This window comes from Dinoroseobacter sp. S76, assembly GCF_049801095.1.
Taxonomy (GTDB): Bacteria; Pseudomonadota; Alphaproteobacteria; order Rhodobacterales; family Rhodobacteraceae; genus Dinoroseobacter.
Genome location: NZ_JBNAGH010000007.1, coordinates 1 through 14,605, shown reverse-complemented (window position 1 = coordinate 14,605; position 14,605 = coordinate 1). Strand labels below are relative to the sequence as shown.

The window sequence follows — 14,605 nt, the reverse complement described above, 5'->3', positions numbered from 1 at the left end:
TCGTCAGGCGGCCGCCATCGCCAGCAGATGCCCGGTCTTCACATAGATCAGGCAGCCCTCTTCCGAGAACGGCCGATGCTCGGACATATGCGGGCTGCGCAGCCAGGTGCCCGCCGGGTAATCCCCGTGCTCATCCTGGAAGGTGCCCTCGATCACAAAGATCTCTTCCCCACCCCAATGGCGATGGGCGTTGAACCGGGTGCCCGGCGCCCAGCGCACAAGGGCGACATTCTCGCCCGCCACGGAATGGAGCGGCAGCACGCTGAGCCCCGGGGCCGAGCCCTGCAGGAACTCCGCCTGGCGCGTGTCGATCACCTTCTGCTCGGTGTCATCCGCATCGAACTGGTGCAGTTTCACGAGGATCGTCGCGCCCTCCGGGCCGATATGGGGCCGGTGCGAGGTGCCGATCGGATTGCGCACATAGGAGCCCGGCCCGTAATCCGCATGCTCGTCCGAAAAGACCCCCTCCAGCACGAGGAACTCCTCGCCGCCGCCATGGGTATGGGCGTCAAAGCTGCTATTGGGCGCGAAGCGCACGATGGTCGTGGCGCGTGCCACCTCATCGCCGATCCGGTCCAGCATCATCCGCTGAACCCCGCTCGCAGGGCTGTCGACCCAGTCGTAATCCTCGGGCCGGATCACGACCCGCTCGTCAAAATTCGCATTCAGTTTCATGGGCTGTCTCCGTCTCACGTCATGGGGTCAGGCGCGCGCGCAAAGGCGCGATCGCCAAGTCGAACTGGGTGGCATCCCGGCTGGCCCGGGCCACAAGCTGCGCACCCTCCAGCAGGGCAAAGGTGGCTGCGGCCTCGGCCTCTGGGGTTGCAGCCGTCTGGAGGGTGCCGTCCTTGGCACCCGCCGCGAAGGCGGCTTCGAGAAACCCGCGCATCTCCGCCTGAAACGCGGCGACCGCGTCCTGCACCTTGGCAGGCAACCGTTCCTGCACCGCGCTGAAGGCCACGCAGAGGCATTGGCTCCGCCCGCCCTGCAAGGCCTCGCGGTAGAGGTCCAGCACCGCACCCAAGCGCGTGGCGCCCGAGGCCTGCGCCACAGGCTCCAGAGCCCCGAGGGTGCGGGCGGCATAGGCCTCCATCAGCTCGGCGGCCAGCGCGGGTTTCGTGGGGAAATGGTGATGGACGCTCGCTTTGCGGATCCCCGCCCCGGTGGCGAGATCGGCAAAGCTGAAGCCATCATAGCCGGTCCGGCGGGCCAGATCCTCGGCATGGGTCAGAAGGGCATCGCGTGTTGTCATAGCCTACCATCTGGTAGGTAGGCGCGCTCTCGTCAAGCCCCCAGACGAAAAAAGACCCTGCCTGAGGGTCAGGCAGGGTCGAGGTGCGTGCCGGGCTGCAGGCCGCAGGCACGGGCGGTAACTTGGTGTCTGTGATGTCTTAGTTGGCGCGCATTTCCTTGCGGATCTGCTGGCGCAGCAAGTCGATGGGCACATCCTTGCCCTCACGCCGGAAATGCCAATAGGTCCAGCCATTGCACGACGGCGCATGCTCCAGCGCGGCGCCGACCTGGTGGATCGAGCCGGTGACCTGATCCGCGACCAGCGTGCCATCGGCGCGCACCTTGGCAGACTTCCCCCCCGGCGAAGTCAGCACCTCACCCGGGCGCAACATGCCACGCTCGACCAACTGGCCAAAGGGCACGCGCGGTTCGGCGCGCTTGGACTGGCTGACCGCGAGGCTCTCACGATCGTAACGGCGCACATCCTTCAGGCGCTTCTCGGCCACCTTGCGATAGGCCTCCTCGCGCTCGATCCCGATGAAATCCCGGCCCAGCTTCTTGGCCACGGCCCCGGTCGTGCCGGTGCCGAAGAACGGGTCGAGCACCACATCGCCCGGATTGGTCGTCGCGACCAGCACCCGGTGCAGCAGGCTCTCGGGCTTCTGGGTCGGGTGGGCCTTCTCGCCAGCCTCATCCTTCAGACGCTCATGGCCGGTGCAGATCGGCAGCACCCAGTCCGAGCGCATCTGGATCCCCTCGTTGAGCTGCTTGAGCGCCTCGTAATTGAAGGTGTATTTCGCCCCCTCGGACTTGCTGGCCCAGATCAGGGTTTCATGGGCATTGGTCAGCCGCTTGCCCCGGAAGTTCGGCATCGGGTTCGATTTGCGCCAGACCACGTCGTTCAGGATCCAGTAGCCGGTATTCTGCAACGCCGCGCCCACGCGGAAGATGTTGTGGTAGGACCCGATCACCCAGATCGCCCCGTTGGGCTTCAGCAACCGGCGCGCGGCAGCCAGCCACTCGGCGCTGAACTGGTCATAGGTGGCAAAGCTCGCGAACTGGTCCCAGGCGTCATCCACTGCATCGACCTTGGAGTTGTCTGGCCGGTGGAGATCGCCTCGCAACTGCAAGTTATAAGGGGGATCGGCAAAGATCAGATCCACCGATGCCTCCGGCAGGGCGTTCATCACCTCGATGCAATCACCCGCGAGAATTTCATTCCGGGGAAGCGTCGCCGCCTCCGGTTTTTTCGTCTTGATTGTCATATCTGCCTCGTCCGCGCTTTGCGCTGTTGTTGCGTCAAAGATGAGTCAAACGTGATTCGCGGTCAAATTCTTTTTTGAATCAAGAGGTTAGTTATTTTTCTTGATACAAGATATTGTGGACCGGGCGGAAACTGCGTCTATGATGTGGGCTGACCCCAAGATCTAGAAGCGCTGTGCGATGCATTTTTGTCGGATAGCCCGCGTTGGTTTCCCAGCCATAGCCCGGAAAGAGGCCCGCCAGGCGCGTCATCTCCGCATCCCGTGCCACTTTGGCAACAATGGAGGCGGCGGCGATGGACAGGGATTTGGTGTCGCCCTTGATGATCGCATGGGCCGCGCAGGGCAGATCGTCCGGGCGGTCGCGCCCATCGATCAGCGCCATGTCCGGCGGGTGGGGCAACGCGGCCAGCGCCCGGAGCATGGCCAGATGGGATGCCCGGCGGATATTGAGGGCGTCGATCTCATGGACCTCGGCCACACCGAGCCCGACCTGGGCGACCTCTTCGAGCTGTGCCGCCAAGGCCTCCCGCCGTTTGGCCGTCACCTGCTTGGAATCGTTGAGGCCTTCGGGGATGTTCTCGGGGTCGAGGATCACGGCAGCGGCCATGACCGGTCCGGCGAGCGGACCCCGCCCGACCTCATCCACCCCGGCGATCCGGGTATAGCCGCGCGTGGCGAGATCGGTTTCGAATTGGAAATGCGGGCCAGCCATGGGGCGAGACTGGCCCGCGCGCGCCCGGGCCTCAAGGCCAAAGCGCATCGCGGGCCGCGCGGCGCTCAGGCATCGTTGACCTGACCGTGTTTGTGCAGGCAGGGGCGGCTGAAATACTGGCGCCAGCGGCCATCCACCCAGCGTTGCCGCAGGCAGCTCTGCGGGACGGTCACCGGCACGCCGGTTCGCTCGAGACAGGCCTGGCTATAGAAGTTGACCCAGCCGCGCTCTGTATTCAGGCGCCGCTTGCAACGGACCCGCAGGCCCGGGAGCGAGACATTTGGGGTCTTGGAGTGACTGTGATGTTTCGCGCCGTGATGCCCGCCATGGCTGTGATGCCCGTGATTGCCGTGGTGGTGCCAATAGGGCTGGCTGTGGGTCTGGGCGCTCTTGGTCGAAGACTTCTTTCTCTTCTTGTCATCCTTGTGGTCGTTATAGATCGCCGCGGCGATCCCGAGGGCCGCAGCCCCGAAGATCAACTGGCCCAGGGTTTCGCTGTCGAGGGCGCGGGCCGGTTGCGCCGTGGCGCCGAGGCTGGACAGCGCGAGAGACGCGCTCAGAATGGCGGCGGAGAGAGATTTGAACATGGGGACACTCCTGTGATGTGTGGATGCCCCAAGGCTCGGTCCGGACACGGCCTGCGCGCAATAACAGCGCCCTGCTATCGCCCGCGCGGCCTGCGCTATTGAATATCCCGGCGTCCCGGCTCACTCTCTGCCCCATGTCTCTGACCTCACGCCTTTCCATGATCTGCTTGTGTCTCGCCGTGACTGCGGGCCCTCTTCAGGCGGCCTGCTATGCGGATTACAAAGCCAAGCAGGACGATCCGCTGCGGCTCCATTACGGGGTGATCGCCCTGAGTGATGCGGCCTGCGCCCGACCCGCCGCGGCCAAACGCGAGGCGGAGCCGCGGATCGCCGCCGGGGGCTGGTCGCTGTTGAATATCCTGTCGACCTTCGGAGATGAGGGTCTCGCTGAACGGAAGAAGAATGCCGGACCCTACTACCTCCGCTTCTAGGACATTGCGCACGGGCAACCGGGTGGTGGCAGCCGGGATCGGCGCGATCGTGATGATCCTGCTGATCGCGGCGGTGGGGCTGTTTCGCAGCCTTCCGGACGCCAATGCGTTCAATGCCCGGGTCGAGCGGATTTTCGTCGAGAATGACGCGCTGACCACCGGGGATCAGATCAAGCTTCTGGAGATCATCGCCCAGAGTGGCACGGCCTTTTCGGATGTGCTGGCCTCCTACAGGGTGGTGATTTTCGTGCTCTTGGTCTTCTCCACGGCGCTTCTGGTGGCCGCCCTCTTGTGCCTCGTGGCGCTGGTGACCGTGAACCGGCGGGTGTCGGAGATCGACAAGAAGGGGATCCAGGTTTCCTCTCTGATGATCAGTCGGGAGGAGCGGATCGTGGTGCTGAACGATATGGAGTTCAAGCTGACCGAGGCCGCGATGGAGACCCTCTCGGTGCTGGCCGAAGCGCGGATGGATGGGGATATCCTGTCCGGGGCCGCGATCGAGGGGATGATCCAAGGGCGCGATGCGGCCGATTGTGACGAGTCCGCGGGCGCGACAAGGATCAAGCGGCTGCGGGATGCGCTGGGGAACCAGATGGTCAGCGAGCTGTTGATCCGGAACATCTCCCGCAAGGGCTATCTGCTGAGCGTCGAGAAGGGCTCCATCCGGATGATCTAGGGTGCGCTGGGGTGGCAAGGGGTTGCCCGCGCCCGGTTGGAATGCGCCGGATATGTTCCAGATGCGAGACGTTCTGTTGGGTGTTTTTTTCGCTGTGTTGCCCGGCGGGTGGCCTCGTAGTTCTCCCGCCCCCGACCTTCGGCCCCTGCGGGACCTTGTCCGGCGTTGGGCCCGGCCGCCGCTGCGCGGCGGCAGACGCGCGAGGCTGGAAAGTGGCGCCTTCAGAGGCCTCCGCAGAGAGGGCAAGAGACACTCAGGCGGGTCTGCGACCCCGGCCTCCGGGGTCGCCCTGCTGCGCGACACGCCCCAGAACAGGACAACCTTCCCCGCGGGGAAGGCTTTCGTTGCAATTACAAGCGCTTACCGCACGCAGCCTTAAGTGTCTGTTCAGACCTTAGACCGCCCGCGCCTGCCGCTTGCGCTCATGGGGATCGAGGTAGCGCTTGCGGAGACGGATGGCATTCGGCGTCACCTCCACCAGCTCGTCATCGTCGATATAGGCAATCGCCTCTTCGAGGCTGAGGGTGATCGGCGTGGTCAGGCGCACGGCCTCATCACTGCCGGAAGCCCGCACATTGGTCAGCTTCTTGCCCTTGAGCGGGTTCACCTCGAGGTCATTGTCCCGGCTATGCTCGCCGATGATCATGCCCGTATAGACCGCTTCCTGGGCGCCGATGAACATCTTGCCTCGATCCTCGAGGTTCCACAGCGCATAGGCGACGGAGGTCCCGTTCTCCATGGAGATCAGCACGCCCGCGCGGCGACCCGGGATAGGCCCCTTAAAGGGCGCCCATTCATGGAACACGCGGTTCAGCACACCGGTGCCGCGCGTGTCCGTGAGGAACTCGCCATGGTAGCCGATCAGCCCGCGCGACGGCACATGGGCCACGATCCGGGTCTTGCCTGCGCCCGCCGGTTTCATCTCGACAAGCTCGCCCTTGCGGGATCCGGTGATCTTTTCGATCACGGCGCCGGAATACTCGTCATCCACGTCGATGGTGGCTTCCTCGATCGGCTCCATCTTCACGCCGTCGATCTCGCGGAACAGGACCTGGGGGCGGGAGATGCTGAGCTCGAACCCTTCGCGGCGCATGTTCTCAATGAGAACGCCCATCTGCAATTCGCCCCGGCCTGCGACCTCGAAGGCCTCGCCGCCCGGTGTGTCGGAGATCTTGATGGCGACGTTCGACTCGGCCTCTTTCATCAAGCGGTCGCGGATGACGCGGGACTGCACCTTCTTGCCATCGCGGCCCGCGAGCGGGCTGTCATTGATGCCGAAAGTGACGGTGATGGTGGGTGGATCGATCGGTTGCGCATCGAGCGGTTCGTCCACGGCCAGCGCACAGATCGTGTCGGCCACGGTGGCCTTGGACATGCCCGCGATGGAGACGATGTCGCCCGCTTGCGCCTCGTCGATATCCTGCTGGCTGAGACCACGGAAGGCGCGGATCTTGGTAACGCGGAACTGCTCGATCTTCTGGCCGATGCGGCTGAGGGCCTGCACCGTGGCGCCGACCTTGAGCGTGCCGGATTCCACGCGCCCCGTCAGGATCCGGCCCACGAAGGGGTCCGAGCCGAGGGTCGTGGCCAGCATCCGGAAATCCTCGTCCTGGCGCGCGATCTGCTTGGGCTTGGGCACGTGGTGCACCACCAGATCAAACAGCGCCGAGAGGTCCTTGCGCGGCCCGTCGAGCTCGGAATCGGCCCAGCCGGACCGGCCCGAAGCATAGAGATGGGGGAAATCGAGCTGATCATCGGTCGCGTCGAGATTGGCGAAGAGGTCAAAGCACTCGTCCAGGGCGCGGTCCGGCTCCGCATCGGGCTTGTCGACCTTGTTCAGCACCACGATAGGACGCAGCCCCAGGGCCAGCGCCTTGGACGTCACGAACTTGGTCTGGGGCATCGGGCCCTCGGCGGCATCGACCAGCAGGACAACCCCGTCCACCATGGACAGGATCCGCTCCACCTCGCCGCCGAAATCCGCGTGGCCCGGCGTGTCAACGATGTTGATCCGCGTGCCCTTCCACTCCACCGAAGTGGCCTTGGCGAGGATGGTGATCCCGCGCTCCCGCTCGAGATCGTTGCTGTCCATGGCGCGCTCGGTCGTCGCCTGATTGTCGCGGAAGGTGCCCGACTGCTTGAGGAGTTCATCCACCAGCGTCGTCTTGCCGTGGTCCACGTGTGCGATGATCGCAATGTTGCGAAGGTCCATGGGAGGTGCCTTTGGAAGAGGGAGTTGCGCGCGACCTATAAGGAACAGCGCGCGAAATCCAGCGCTTTCTCTGCGCCGCGGCGCTGGGGCGCGGGGGTGCGCAGGCCAAAGCCCGGGGCGCCGCCTGTCGCCAATAGGCGCGCGCGGGCTCAGTCCTGCTTGGCGCAGGCCATGGCGATGTCAAACCGGTCCCCGGATCCGCCGCGCTGTTCATAAAGCGCGCGGGCCTTGGCCTTGTCGCCACCCGCATCAAAGAACGCCTTCAGGGCCAATAGCGCGTAATCCTCAGGATGGGATTTGAGGCTCTCCGAAAACCAGCTGCTGACCGCCCCGGTCTTGCGATACTCATCCACATAGCCCGACAGCCATTTGTAACCCTCGGGCGCATTGGCCGGGCAGGATGCGGCCAGCGCCGAGGTGGGAAGAGCCATGCAAACCAGCAGGGCCGCGAGAGCGTGTTTCAGAGACATGAGCATTCCAGATAACCAGGGTCGGCCCCCTCTCTACCAGAGACACGGTTCGACCCGCCAGCCTCCGGCGCCGCCAGCGCCCATCCCGCACGAAGTGCGGGCAGAATGATGTGCGCCGCAGGCGCGCCGCTGGATCACCGCCCCGAAAGACGTCTGGACTATCGATACTGGGCGGAAGTGATGAATTCGGAAAACGCCTCGCACCAGATCAGGACCGTATTATAGGCCTCCAGATCCACATCCGCGGGCATGTCGAGGATGAACCCGTCAAAGCTTTTGACATCGCCTATCTGCAGCGCACTGGCCTTGAGCGGCTCGAACTCATCCTCATGCTCGACGAATTCCGAAACGAGATAGAGCTTGTAATCCGGCCCCGGCGCGAGCGCCCCCTGATGCACGATCTGGGTCGAGGTCAGGCTGATCTCGCCCTCCCCCCAATGGAGCCGGTCGCTCCCCCGCAACTCCCGGGTCAGCACGGCCGAGAACATAGCATCCTCGGCGCTGGCCTCGAGCATGGCCGCATCGGGCGAGGGCGGCGCGGTCAGGATCGGCAGAAAATAGATCCCGGCGGCAAAGCCAATGGCCAGCGCGCCCCCATGGGTGATCAGAAGAAGGAGGAATTTGCCCATCTCGGACCTCTCAGCGCAGCCGTTTCAACATGTCGAGGGAGGCGTAGCCATCGGGCTGCAATCCCCGGCTCGCCTGATAGCGGCGCACCGCATCAATGGTGTTCGGACCGATGATTCCGTCGATCTTGCCCGTATCGAACCCCGCCCGGGTCAGCAGGCGCTGCATTTCCTTTTTCTCGGACAGCGAGAGCCCGCGATCCCCGCGCGGCCAGCTCGCCTGGATCGGTGGGCCACCGGTGATCCGGTCGCTCAGATGCCCCACGGCAATGACATAGGCGTCCGCCGTATTATAGCGCTCGATCACGTGGAAATTGTCAAAGATCATGAAGGCCGCGCCGCGCGCCCCGGCGGGCAGCAGGATCGAGGCCTTGCCATGGTTCGGCACCTGCGCCCCGGTCATGTCGCGTACGCCCATCCGGGCCCAGTCGCGGGGGCTGCGTTTGATCTTCTCGCCGGTCTGGCTGAAATCGAAGCCCTGGGGCAGGCGCACTTCGACCCCCCAGGGTTGGCCCTTGGTCCAGCCGAACCGCTTGAGATAGGCTGCCGTGGAGGCCAGCGCATCCGTGGGATCATCACCCCAGATGTCGCGCCGCCCATCCCCGGTGAAATCCACCGCATAGTCGAGATAGCTCGTGGGGATGAACTGCGTATGCCCCATCGCCCCGGCCCAGGAGCCGGTCATGCGCCCGGGCGTGATATCCCCCGCCTGCAGGATCTGGAGCGCCGCGATCAGCTGATCCTCGAAAAACGCGCCGCGCCGCCCGTCATAGGCCAGGGTCGCCAGCGCACTGACCATGGGCGTGCTCCCGCGCACGACGCCATAGGCGCTTTCCAGCCCCCAGATCGCCGTGACCACCTCGGCCTCCACGCCGTAGCGCGCTTCGATTTCGGCGAGGGTCCGGCGGTGGGTCTCAAAGGCCGCGCGTCCGTTGCGCACCCGGGCATCCGAGACGGCGGTATCGAGATACTCCCAAAGCTGCTTGGAGAACTCCGCCTGGTTTCGGTCGCGCCGGATGACCTGCGGCATGTATTCGACCCCGGCAAAGGCCCGCTGAAAAGTCGCCGCCGTGATCCCCTGGGACAGGGCGCGGCCCCGGAACCCACTGATCCAGTTCTCGAACCGGGCCGGCAGGGCCACGGTCTGCACAAGGCTGACCGGGCGGGCATCGGGGAAGGGCGATTGCGCCATGGGCGCCGCCCCTGTGGAAACGGGTAGAAAGGCCAGTGCCATGGCCGCTGCTGCTGCTCGGTTCATTGGATCTGCTCATCCCTGTTGTTTTGCCTATAAGGTACCCCGAAAAGGGGTTTCGGCAAAGAGGGACGGTCGGATCCCGCGCATTCCGGGCGGTCACATCCGCTTGCGCTTGAGCTTCTTCTTCAGTTTCGCGGATTTGGCCTTCTTGGCGGCGATCTTGCGCCGGACCGGGCGGGATTTGCCGCGCCGTCGCCCGCCGGGCAGGGCCTCATCCTCCACCGCGAGGAGCTCCAGCCCGATGCCCCCTGTCACCGGCACCGCCTCGGCGAGCCGCACGGTCACGCGCTGGCCCATGGCCAGCCGGAACCCGGTCTCGGAGCCGACCAGCGCTTGCGCCTCGGCATCGTAGTGGAAGAACTCCGCCCCGATGGAGCGGATCGGGATCAGACCATCCGCGCCGGTCTCGTCCAGCCGGGCAAAGGCCCCGAACCGCGCCACACCGGAAATCCGCGCCGAAAACTCATTGCCCACCCGGTCCGCGAGATAGGCCGCGAGGTAGCGGTCGATCGTATCGCGCTCGGCGGCCATGGAGCGGCGCTCGCTCTCGGAGATGATCTTGGCGGTCTCGTCCAGACGCTCGATCTCGACAGCATCCAGACCGTCCTCGCCGAACCCATGGGCGGTGATCAGCGCCCGGTGCACGATCAGGTCCGCATAGCGCCGGATCGGCGAGGTGAAATGCGCGTAATCGCTGAGGGCGAGGCCGAAATGCCCGAAATTCTCGGGACTGTAATACGCCTGGGTCATGGAGCGCAGGGTCGAGACATTGATCAGCTCGGCATCATCGGTGTTCTCGGCCTGGGCCAGCAGCCGGTTCAGATCTGCCGTGCGCAGCACCCGACCCTTGGCAAGGCTCAGCCCCGCCGCCTGCACCGTCTCGCGCAGGGCGTCGAGCTTGGTCTCGGCGGGCTCTTCATGGACCCGGTAGAGGAGCGGCGTGCGCTTTTTCGCCAAGGTCTCGGCAGCGGCCACATTGGCCAGCACCATGAACTCCTCGATGAGCCGGTGCACGTCGAGCCTGTCGCGGAAGGCCACGGAAGTGACCTCGCCATCGGCACTCAGGGCGATGCTACGCTCCGGCAGGTCGAGATCCAGCGGCTGGCGCCGGGATCGCGCGGATTTGAGCGCCTCATAGGCCGCGAAAAGCGGGCGCAGCACCGGATCGAGCAGCGGCTCGGTTTTCGCGTTGGGCGCGCCGTCGACTGCCGCCTGCACCTCGGCATAGGCCAGCGAGGCGCGCGACCGCATGAGCCCGCGATGAAAGCGCTGGCTCAGCTTGTTGCCCTCGGCATCGATCACCATGCGGACCGCCATGCAGGCACGCTCCACATCCTCGTGCAGGGAGCAGAGATCCCCCGAGAGCGTGTCGGGCAGCATCGGCACTACCCGGTCCGGGAAATAGGTGGAGTTGCCCCGCTTGCGCGCCTCGCGGTCAAGTGCTCCGCCCGGGGCGACGGCTTGGGCCACATCGGCAATGGCGACCCAGAGGATGAAACCGCCGGGATTGCTCGGATCCTCGTCGGGCGCCGCACAGACCGCATCATCGCGGTCCCGGGCATCGGGCGGATCGATGGTCACGAGCGGCAGATCGCGCAGGTCGGTCCGCGCGCCAAGCTCTGGTGCGGTCACCGCTGCCGCCTCAGCGAGCGCGGCCTCGGGGAAGTCATCGGGGATGCCGTGCTGATGGATCGCGATGAGCGAGACGGATTTCGCCCCCGTGGGATCGCCCAGCACATCCGTGACCCGGGCCAGCGGCAGACCCATGCGGCCCTTGGGCCCGGCCTGCTCCGCCTCGACCAGATCGCCATCCTTCGCGCCAAGGATCCCGCCCGGCGCCACGCGCCACTCGCGATCCGCCCCCTTGTCGATGGGGACGATCCGCCCGCCCTCGGCGGTCTTGCGGAAGACACCGAGGATCTTGCGCGGCCCGGTCCCGATCCGGCGGATCAGGCGGGCTTCATAGGCGTAGTCCTCGGTCTCGACCTTGGTGAGGCGCGCGAGGATCCGGTCGCCCTCGGCCAAAGCCGGATCGCCCTTGCGCGGGATGATCAGGCAGAGCGGCTCGGGTCCCTCGCCCTGCCACTCCATCGGTCGGGCGAAGAGGTCGCCATCCCCATCCGCATCCCCGACCTTGAGGACAGAGACCGGCGGCAGGCTCTCCGGATCGCGGTAGCTGCGCTTGCGCTTCTCCAGATGACCCTCGGCCTCCAGCTCCCGCAGAAGCCGCTTGAGATCGATCCGCGCCGCGCCCTTGATGCCAAAGGCACGGGCGATCTCGCGCTTGTTGGCGCGGGCGGGGTTGTCCTCGATCCAGGCGAGGATTTCATCTTTGCTGGGAAAACGCTCCATGCGCCGCGCCTAGCACGGGTTGCCCGCCGGGTCGATAGAAGGCCGCAGGTCGACCACGCCGCTCAGCGCCTTCTGTTCGAGCAGAGCCAAAAGCGAACAAGCGACACAGCGCCCCTGAAGTCTCCTCCGGGCCATTCCGGCCGCCTGAGCGCCCCGCTTCCCAGGTCTGCTGTGATTCGGGTTTCTCGGACGCCGTGCGCTTTCGTTTGAGTTGCGCGGGGCGCTGCCCGGCGTCGGAGAAGCGCTCAGGCGGGAAATCGCGGGTTTGGTCTTGGTGGGTGGGTTCTATGGGGATTTGTAGGCTGGGCTGGGCTGGGCTTTGGGCTAACCCTGCCAGGCCGTAGAACGACTCCCGTCTGGCTGGGCGCGGCATTGGCCTGGCTTGTTTCTGGGCGATATGGACGGTGTTTTTCACGAGCCCTCGCCTTTTGAGATTTCGGTGACGTGATCCACACATAACTATGGTGCCGCAGGTGGCTGCAGCTGAGGTGTCGTCAGTCCTATTTGGCGCGTGTGTCATGCTGCGTCTCTTGCCGATCTCGGCGGTGCTCTGGGATGTTGCGCAGGGGCGAAGGTGTCGGTGATCATCAACCGCCCACCGCAGCAGGGGCATGGCAGCGCGAGGACCCTGGGGTGCTGATCGGTGTCGCCTCCATTTGCATCACCGGTGTCGTTTCGGCTCGGCGCTCTGGCCCCGATCAATTCTCTGATCCGGGCGATATTGGCGGCACGGTTGCCATTTCCGTAGAAGCCGTAGTGGCGGATACGGTGCTGGCCTTTGGGCAGGACGTGGATCAGGAACCGGCGGATGAATTCCTCGGTTGCGAACGTCATAGTGGTGTGTCGTCTGGGGCCGTCGACCCTGTAATCCTTCACCTTGAAGGTCACGCTTGCCGCATCGAACCGGACCAGGCGACTGTTGGATGCCGCGATGCGGTGGGTGTAGCGCGACAGGTAGGCCAGCACGGCCTTTGGTCCGGCGAAGGGTTCTTTGGCGTAAACGACCCAATCGATCTTGCGTAGCGTTTGCAGAAATGCCCCAAAGACTGCGGGATCGGCAAGTTTGGCGTGATCGCCGAAAAACTGCAGCTTTCCTGCGCTGTGCAACTTCGCCAGCCCTTCCAAAAGCAGCCGCCGGTAGAGCCGGGACAGAACCCTGACGGAGAGCAAGAAGTTCTTGCGGCAAGTGATCCACTTGGTGCCGTCCGCAGACAGACCGCCGCCCGGCACGATCATGTGGACATGCGGGTGGTGCGTCATTGCGGAGCCCCAGCTGTGCAGTACCGAAGTAATACCGACTCGAGCACCAAGGTGCTTGGGGTCGGCGGCGATTTTGATCACGGTGTCGGCGCTCGCGCGCATTAACAGATTGTAGATCTCGCGTTTGTTCTGGCGGGCGATGTCGGCAATGGGCTTTGGCAACGTGAAGACAAGATGGAAGTACCGCACCGGCAGCAGTTCAGCCTCCGGCGCGGCAAGCCAAGCCTTTGCCGCGCCGGACTGACATTCAGGACAGTGCCGATTGCGGCAGGAATTGTAAGCGATGTGCTCGTGCATGCAGTCTTCGCAGCGTGTCACATGACCGCCAAGTGCCGCTGTGCGGCAGCGTTCAACGGCGCTCGTGACCTTCATCTGATCAAGGCTGATATGGCCTATATTGGCCGCGCGCCACGCCGCACCATGGTCACGGAAGATATCCGCGACTTCCAGGCCTGCCCGTGCCAACGCGGGCTATGGCGCGCCTTTCTTGCCCCTCTTACTTTTGGCTTGGCCAAGATTGTCCAGCGGGCTCTCCACCGCCGAGATCATGCCCGTGGCAACGCTGGCATAGCGCGCCGTCGTAGTCAGCTTGGTGTGTCCGAGCAGAGCTTGGATCACGCGGATATCCACGCCACGTTCCAACAGATGGGTGGCAAACCTGTGCCTCAGAGTGTGCAATGTGACTGGCTTGGTGATGCCCGCCGCCTTTGCGGCCTGCTTGAACAGGCGCGAGATCTGGCGCGGCGACAGGAGCTTGCCGTTATACCCTGGGAAGATCACCCGGTTCGGACCCGCCACGCCCTTGTCCTGACTGGTCGGGGCTTCTTTCCACCACTCGCGCATCAGGCCAAGAATATCAGCGGGCCGCATCACATTGCGATCCTTGCGCCCTTTGGATTGCACGATCCGGGTGATCTTCTGTTCCCCATCGATATCCCCAGCCTGCAGCCTGACCACCTCGCCCGCACGCATCACGCAACCATAGGCAAGCGACAACATCACCCGCGCTTTCAAGCTCGGGGCCATGAGTAGGATCCGTTTGACCTCGTTGCGGCTCAACACCAGCGGGATCTTGACGGGCTCCTTCAGGCTGAAAATCGCCGCCACCAAATCATGCCGCCGCAGGGTTACCCGGAACAGAAACTTCACCCCTGTCATCGTGCGATTGCGCGTGCAGATGCTGGTCCCGGTCTCAATCAGATGCTGCTGGAACTCGCGCACATCATCCGGCTCAGCGGTCTCCGGAGAGCGCTCCAACCACGCCGCGAACCTCTTGCAGGCCCGCAAGTGACCGAGCTGTGACGCGGGGCCAAGATTGCGCGATGTCATATCCGCGATCATGCGTGCACGCAGCGGCGTCATGTTCGTTGTTTGCTGAATGTTCATGGGAATATCCTCTGTCAACCAAGGCAAAATCACCTCGACCAACAGCAAACTTCCAACCCCACAATCCGCGAAACAAATCCCGGCTACGCCCAACCCACGCCAAAAGCACCCCTATCGCGAAGCGTTTTAGTGCGTGGGCC

At 64.6% G+C, this 14,605-nt stretch carries 14 protein-coding genes; 2 read left to right on the top strand and 12 right to left on the bottom strand.

What is annotated here, in order from left to right; translation table 11 throughout:
* Nucleotides 1-3 precede the first annotated feature (3 nt).
* The 5 genes from ACP153_RS17350 to ACP153_RS17330 all read right to left on the bottom strand — a co-directional run bounded on the left by ACP153_RS17350 (nt 4) and on the right by ACP153_RS17330 (nt 3,797).
* On the bottom strand, nt 4-675 hold the full coding sequence (locus tag ACP153_RS17350) for a cupin domain-containing protein (RefSeq protein ID WP_424972281.1): 672 nt from the start codon (nt 673-675) through the stop codon (nt 4-6).
* 19 nt (nt 676-694) lie between these two features.
* Nucleotides 695-1,252, bottom strand: coding sequence for a TetR/AcrR family transcriptional regulator (locus ACP153_RS17345; RefSeq protein WP_424972280.1), 558 nt, complete (start codon nt 1,250-1,252; stop codon nt 695-697).
* Between the two features lie 139 nt (nt 1,253-1,391).
* Complete coding sequence (locus tag ACP153_RS17340) at nt 1,392-2,498, bottom strand: site-specific DNA-methyltransferase (protein ID WP_424972279.1); 1,107 nt, start codon at nt 2,496-2,498, stop codon at nt 1,392-1,394.
* A gap of 91 nt (nt 2,499-2,589) precedes the next feature.
* Entirely contained in the window at nt 2,590-3,210 is a 621-nt protein-coding gene (locus tag ACP153_RS17335; protein WP_424972278.1) for a ribonuclease HII, read from the bottom strand.
* A gap of 65 nt (nt 3,211-3,275) precedes the next feature.
* Nucleotides 3,276-3,797, bottom strand: coding sequence for a hypothetical protein (locus tag ACP153_RS17330; protein ID WP_424972277.1), 522 nt, complete (start codon nt 3,795-3,797; stop codon nt 3,276-3,278).
* Between the two features lie 134 nt (nt 3,798-3,931).
* Between ACP153_RS17330 and ACP153_RS17325 the strand changes: the two genes are divergently transcribed.
* Nucleotides 3,932-4,228 (top strand): hypothetical protein, encoded by a 297-nt coding sequence (locus ACP153_RS17325; protein ID WP_424972276.1) that lies wholly within the window; start codon nt 3,932-3,934, stop codon nt 4,226-4,228.
* Nucleotides 4,200-4,904 carry a winged helix-turn-helix domain-containing protein gene (locus tag ACP153_RS17320; RefSeq protein WP_424972275.1) on the top strand — a complete coding sequence of 235 codons (705 nt, stop codon included), beginning with the start codon at nt 4,200-4,202 and terminating at the stop codon, nt 4,902-4,904. The genes ACP153_RS17325 and ACP153_RS17320 overlap by 29 nt, the downstream gene beginning before the upstream one ends.
* Nucleotides 4,905-5,298: 394 nt before the next feature.
* On the opposite strand, the gene typA is transcribed toward ACP153_RS17320, so the two are convergent.
* The 7 genes from typA to ACP153_RS17285 form a co-directional block, all read right to left on the bottom strand.
* A complete protein-coding gene (typA, locus tag ACP153_RS17315; RefSeq protein WP_424972274.1) occupies nt 5,299-7,116 on the bottom strand; it encodes a translational GTPase TypA in 1,818 nt (605 codons plus the stop codon).
* A 149-nt stretch (nt 7,117-7,265) separates the two neighbouring features.
* Nucleotides 7,266-7,586, bottom strand: a complete 321-nt coding sequence (locus ACP153_RS17310) for a hypothetical protein (protein ID WP_424972273.1) — start codon at nt 7,584-7,586, stop codon at nt 7,266-7,268.
* Between the two features lie 158 nt (nt 7,587-7,744).
* A complete protein-coding gene (locus ACP153_RS17305; RefSeq protein ID WP_424972272.1) occupies nt 7,745-8,215 on the bottom strand; it encodes a DM13 domain-containing protein in 471 nt (156 codons plus the stop codon).
* Nucleotides 8,216-8,225: 10 nt separating this feature from the next.
* The gene (locus ACP153_RS17300; RefSeq protein ID WP_424972271.1) at nt 8,226-9,470 is read right to left on the bottom strand and encodes a lytic murein transglycosylase; all 1,245 of its coding nucleotides are present in this window, start codon (nt 9,468-9,470) and stop codon (nt 8,226-8,228) included.
* 93 nt (nt 9,471-9,563) lie between these two features.
* Nucleotides 9,564-11,819 (bottom strand): ribonuclease R, encoded by a 2,256-nt coding sequence (gene rnr / locus ACP153_RS17295; protein WP_424972270.1) that lies wholly within the window; start codon nt 11,817-11,819, stop codon nt 9,564-9,566.
* 516 nt (nt 11,820-12,335) lie between these two features.
* Complete coding sequence (locus ACP153_RS17290; RefSeq protein ID WP_424972062.1) at nt 12,336-13,544, bottom strand: IS91 family transposase; 1,209 nt, start codon at nt 13,542-13,544, stop codon at nt 12,336-12,338.
* 6 nt (nt 13,545-13,550) lie between these two features.
* Nucleotides 13,551-14,465, bottom strand: coding sequence for a tyrosine-type recombinase/integrase (locus ACP153_RS17285; protein ID WP_424972061.1), 915 nt, complete (start codon nt 14,463-14,465; stop codon nt 13,551-13,553).
* Nucleotides 14,466-14,605 lie beyond the last annotated feature (140 nt).

Bases quoted from the DNA above. Each gene is read 5' to 3' on its own strand.
- ACP153_RS17350 (WP_424972281.1), bottom strand. From the start codon at position 675: ATGAAACTGAATGCGAATTTTGACGAGCGGGTCGTGATCCGGCCCGAG.
- ACP153_RS17345 (WP_424972280.1), bottom strand. From the start codon at position 1,252: ATGACAACACGCGATGCCCTTCTGACCCATGCCGAGGATCTGGCCCGC.
- ACP153_RS17340 (WP_424972279.1), bottom strand. From the start codon at position 2,498: ATGACAATCAAGACGAAAAAACCGGAGGCGGCGACGCTTCCCCGGAAT.
- ACP153_RS17335 (WP_424972278.1), bottom strand. From the start codon at position 3,210: ATGGCTGGCCCGCATTTCCAATTCGAAACCGATCTCGCCACGCGCGGC.
- ACP153_RS17330 (WP_424972277.1), bottom strand. From the start codon at position 3,797: ATGTTCAAATCTCTCTCCGCCGCCATTCTGAGCGCGTCTCTCGCGCTG.
- ACP153_RS17325 (WP_424972276.1), top strand. From the start codon at position 3,932: ATGTCTCTGACCTCACGCCTTTCCATGATCTGCTTGTGTCTCGCCGTG.
- ACP153_RS17320 (WP_424972275.1), top strand. From the start codon at position 4,200: ATGCCGGACCCTACTACCTCCGCTTCTAGGACATTGCGCACGGGCAAC.
- typA (WP_424972274.1), bottom strand. From the start codon at position 7,116: ATGGACCTTCGCAACATTGCGATCATCGCACACGTGGACCACGGCAAG.
- ACP153_RS17310 (WP_424972273.1), bottom strand. From the start codon at position 7,586: ATGTCTCTGAAACACGCTCTCGCGGCCCTGCTGGTTTGCATGGCTCTT.
- ACP153_RS17305 (WP_424972272.1), bottom strand. From the start codon at position 8,215: ATGGGCAAATTCCTCCTTCTTCTGATCACCCATGGGGGCGCGCTGGCC.
- ACP153_RS17300 (WP_424972271.1), bottom strand. From the start codon at position 9,470: ATGAACCGAGCAGCAGCAGCGGCCATGGCACTGGCCTTTCTACCCGTT.
- rnr (WP_424972270.1), bottom strand. From the start codon at position 11,819: ATGGAGCGTTTTCCCAGCAAAGATGAAATCCTCGCCTGGATCGAGGAC.
- ACP153_RS17285 (WP_424972061.1), bottom strand. From the start codon at position 14,465: ATGAACATTCAGCAAACAACGAACATGACGCCGCTGCGTGCACGCATG.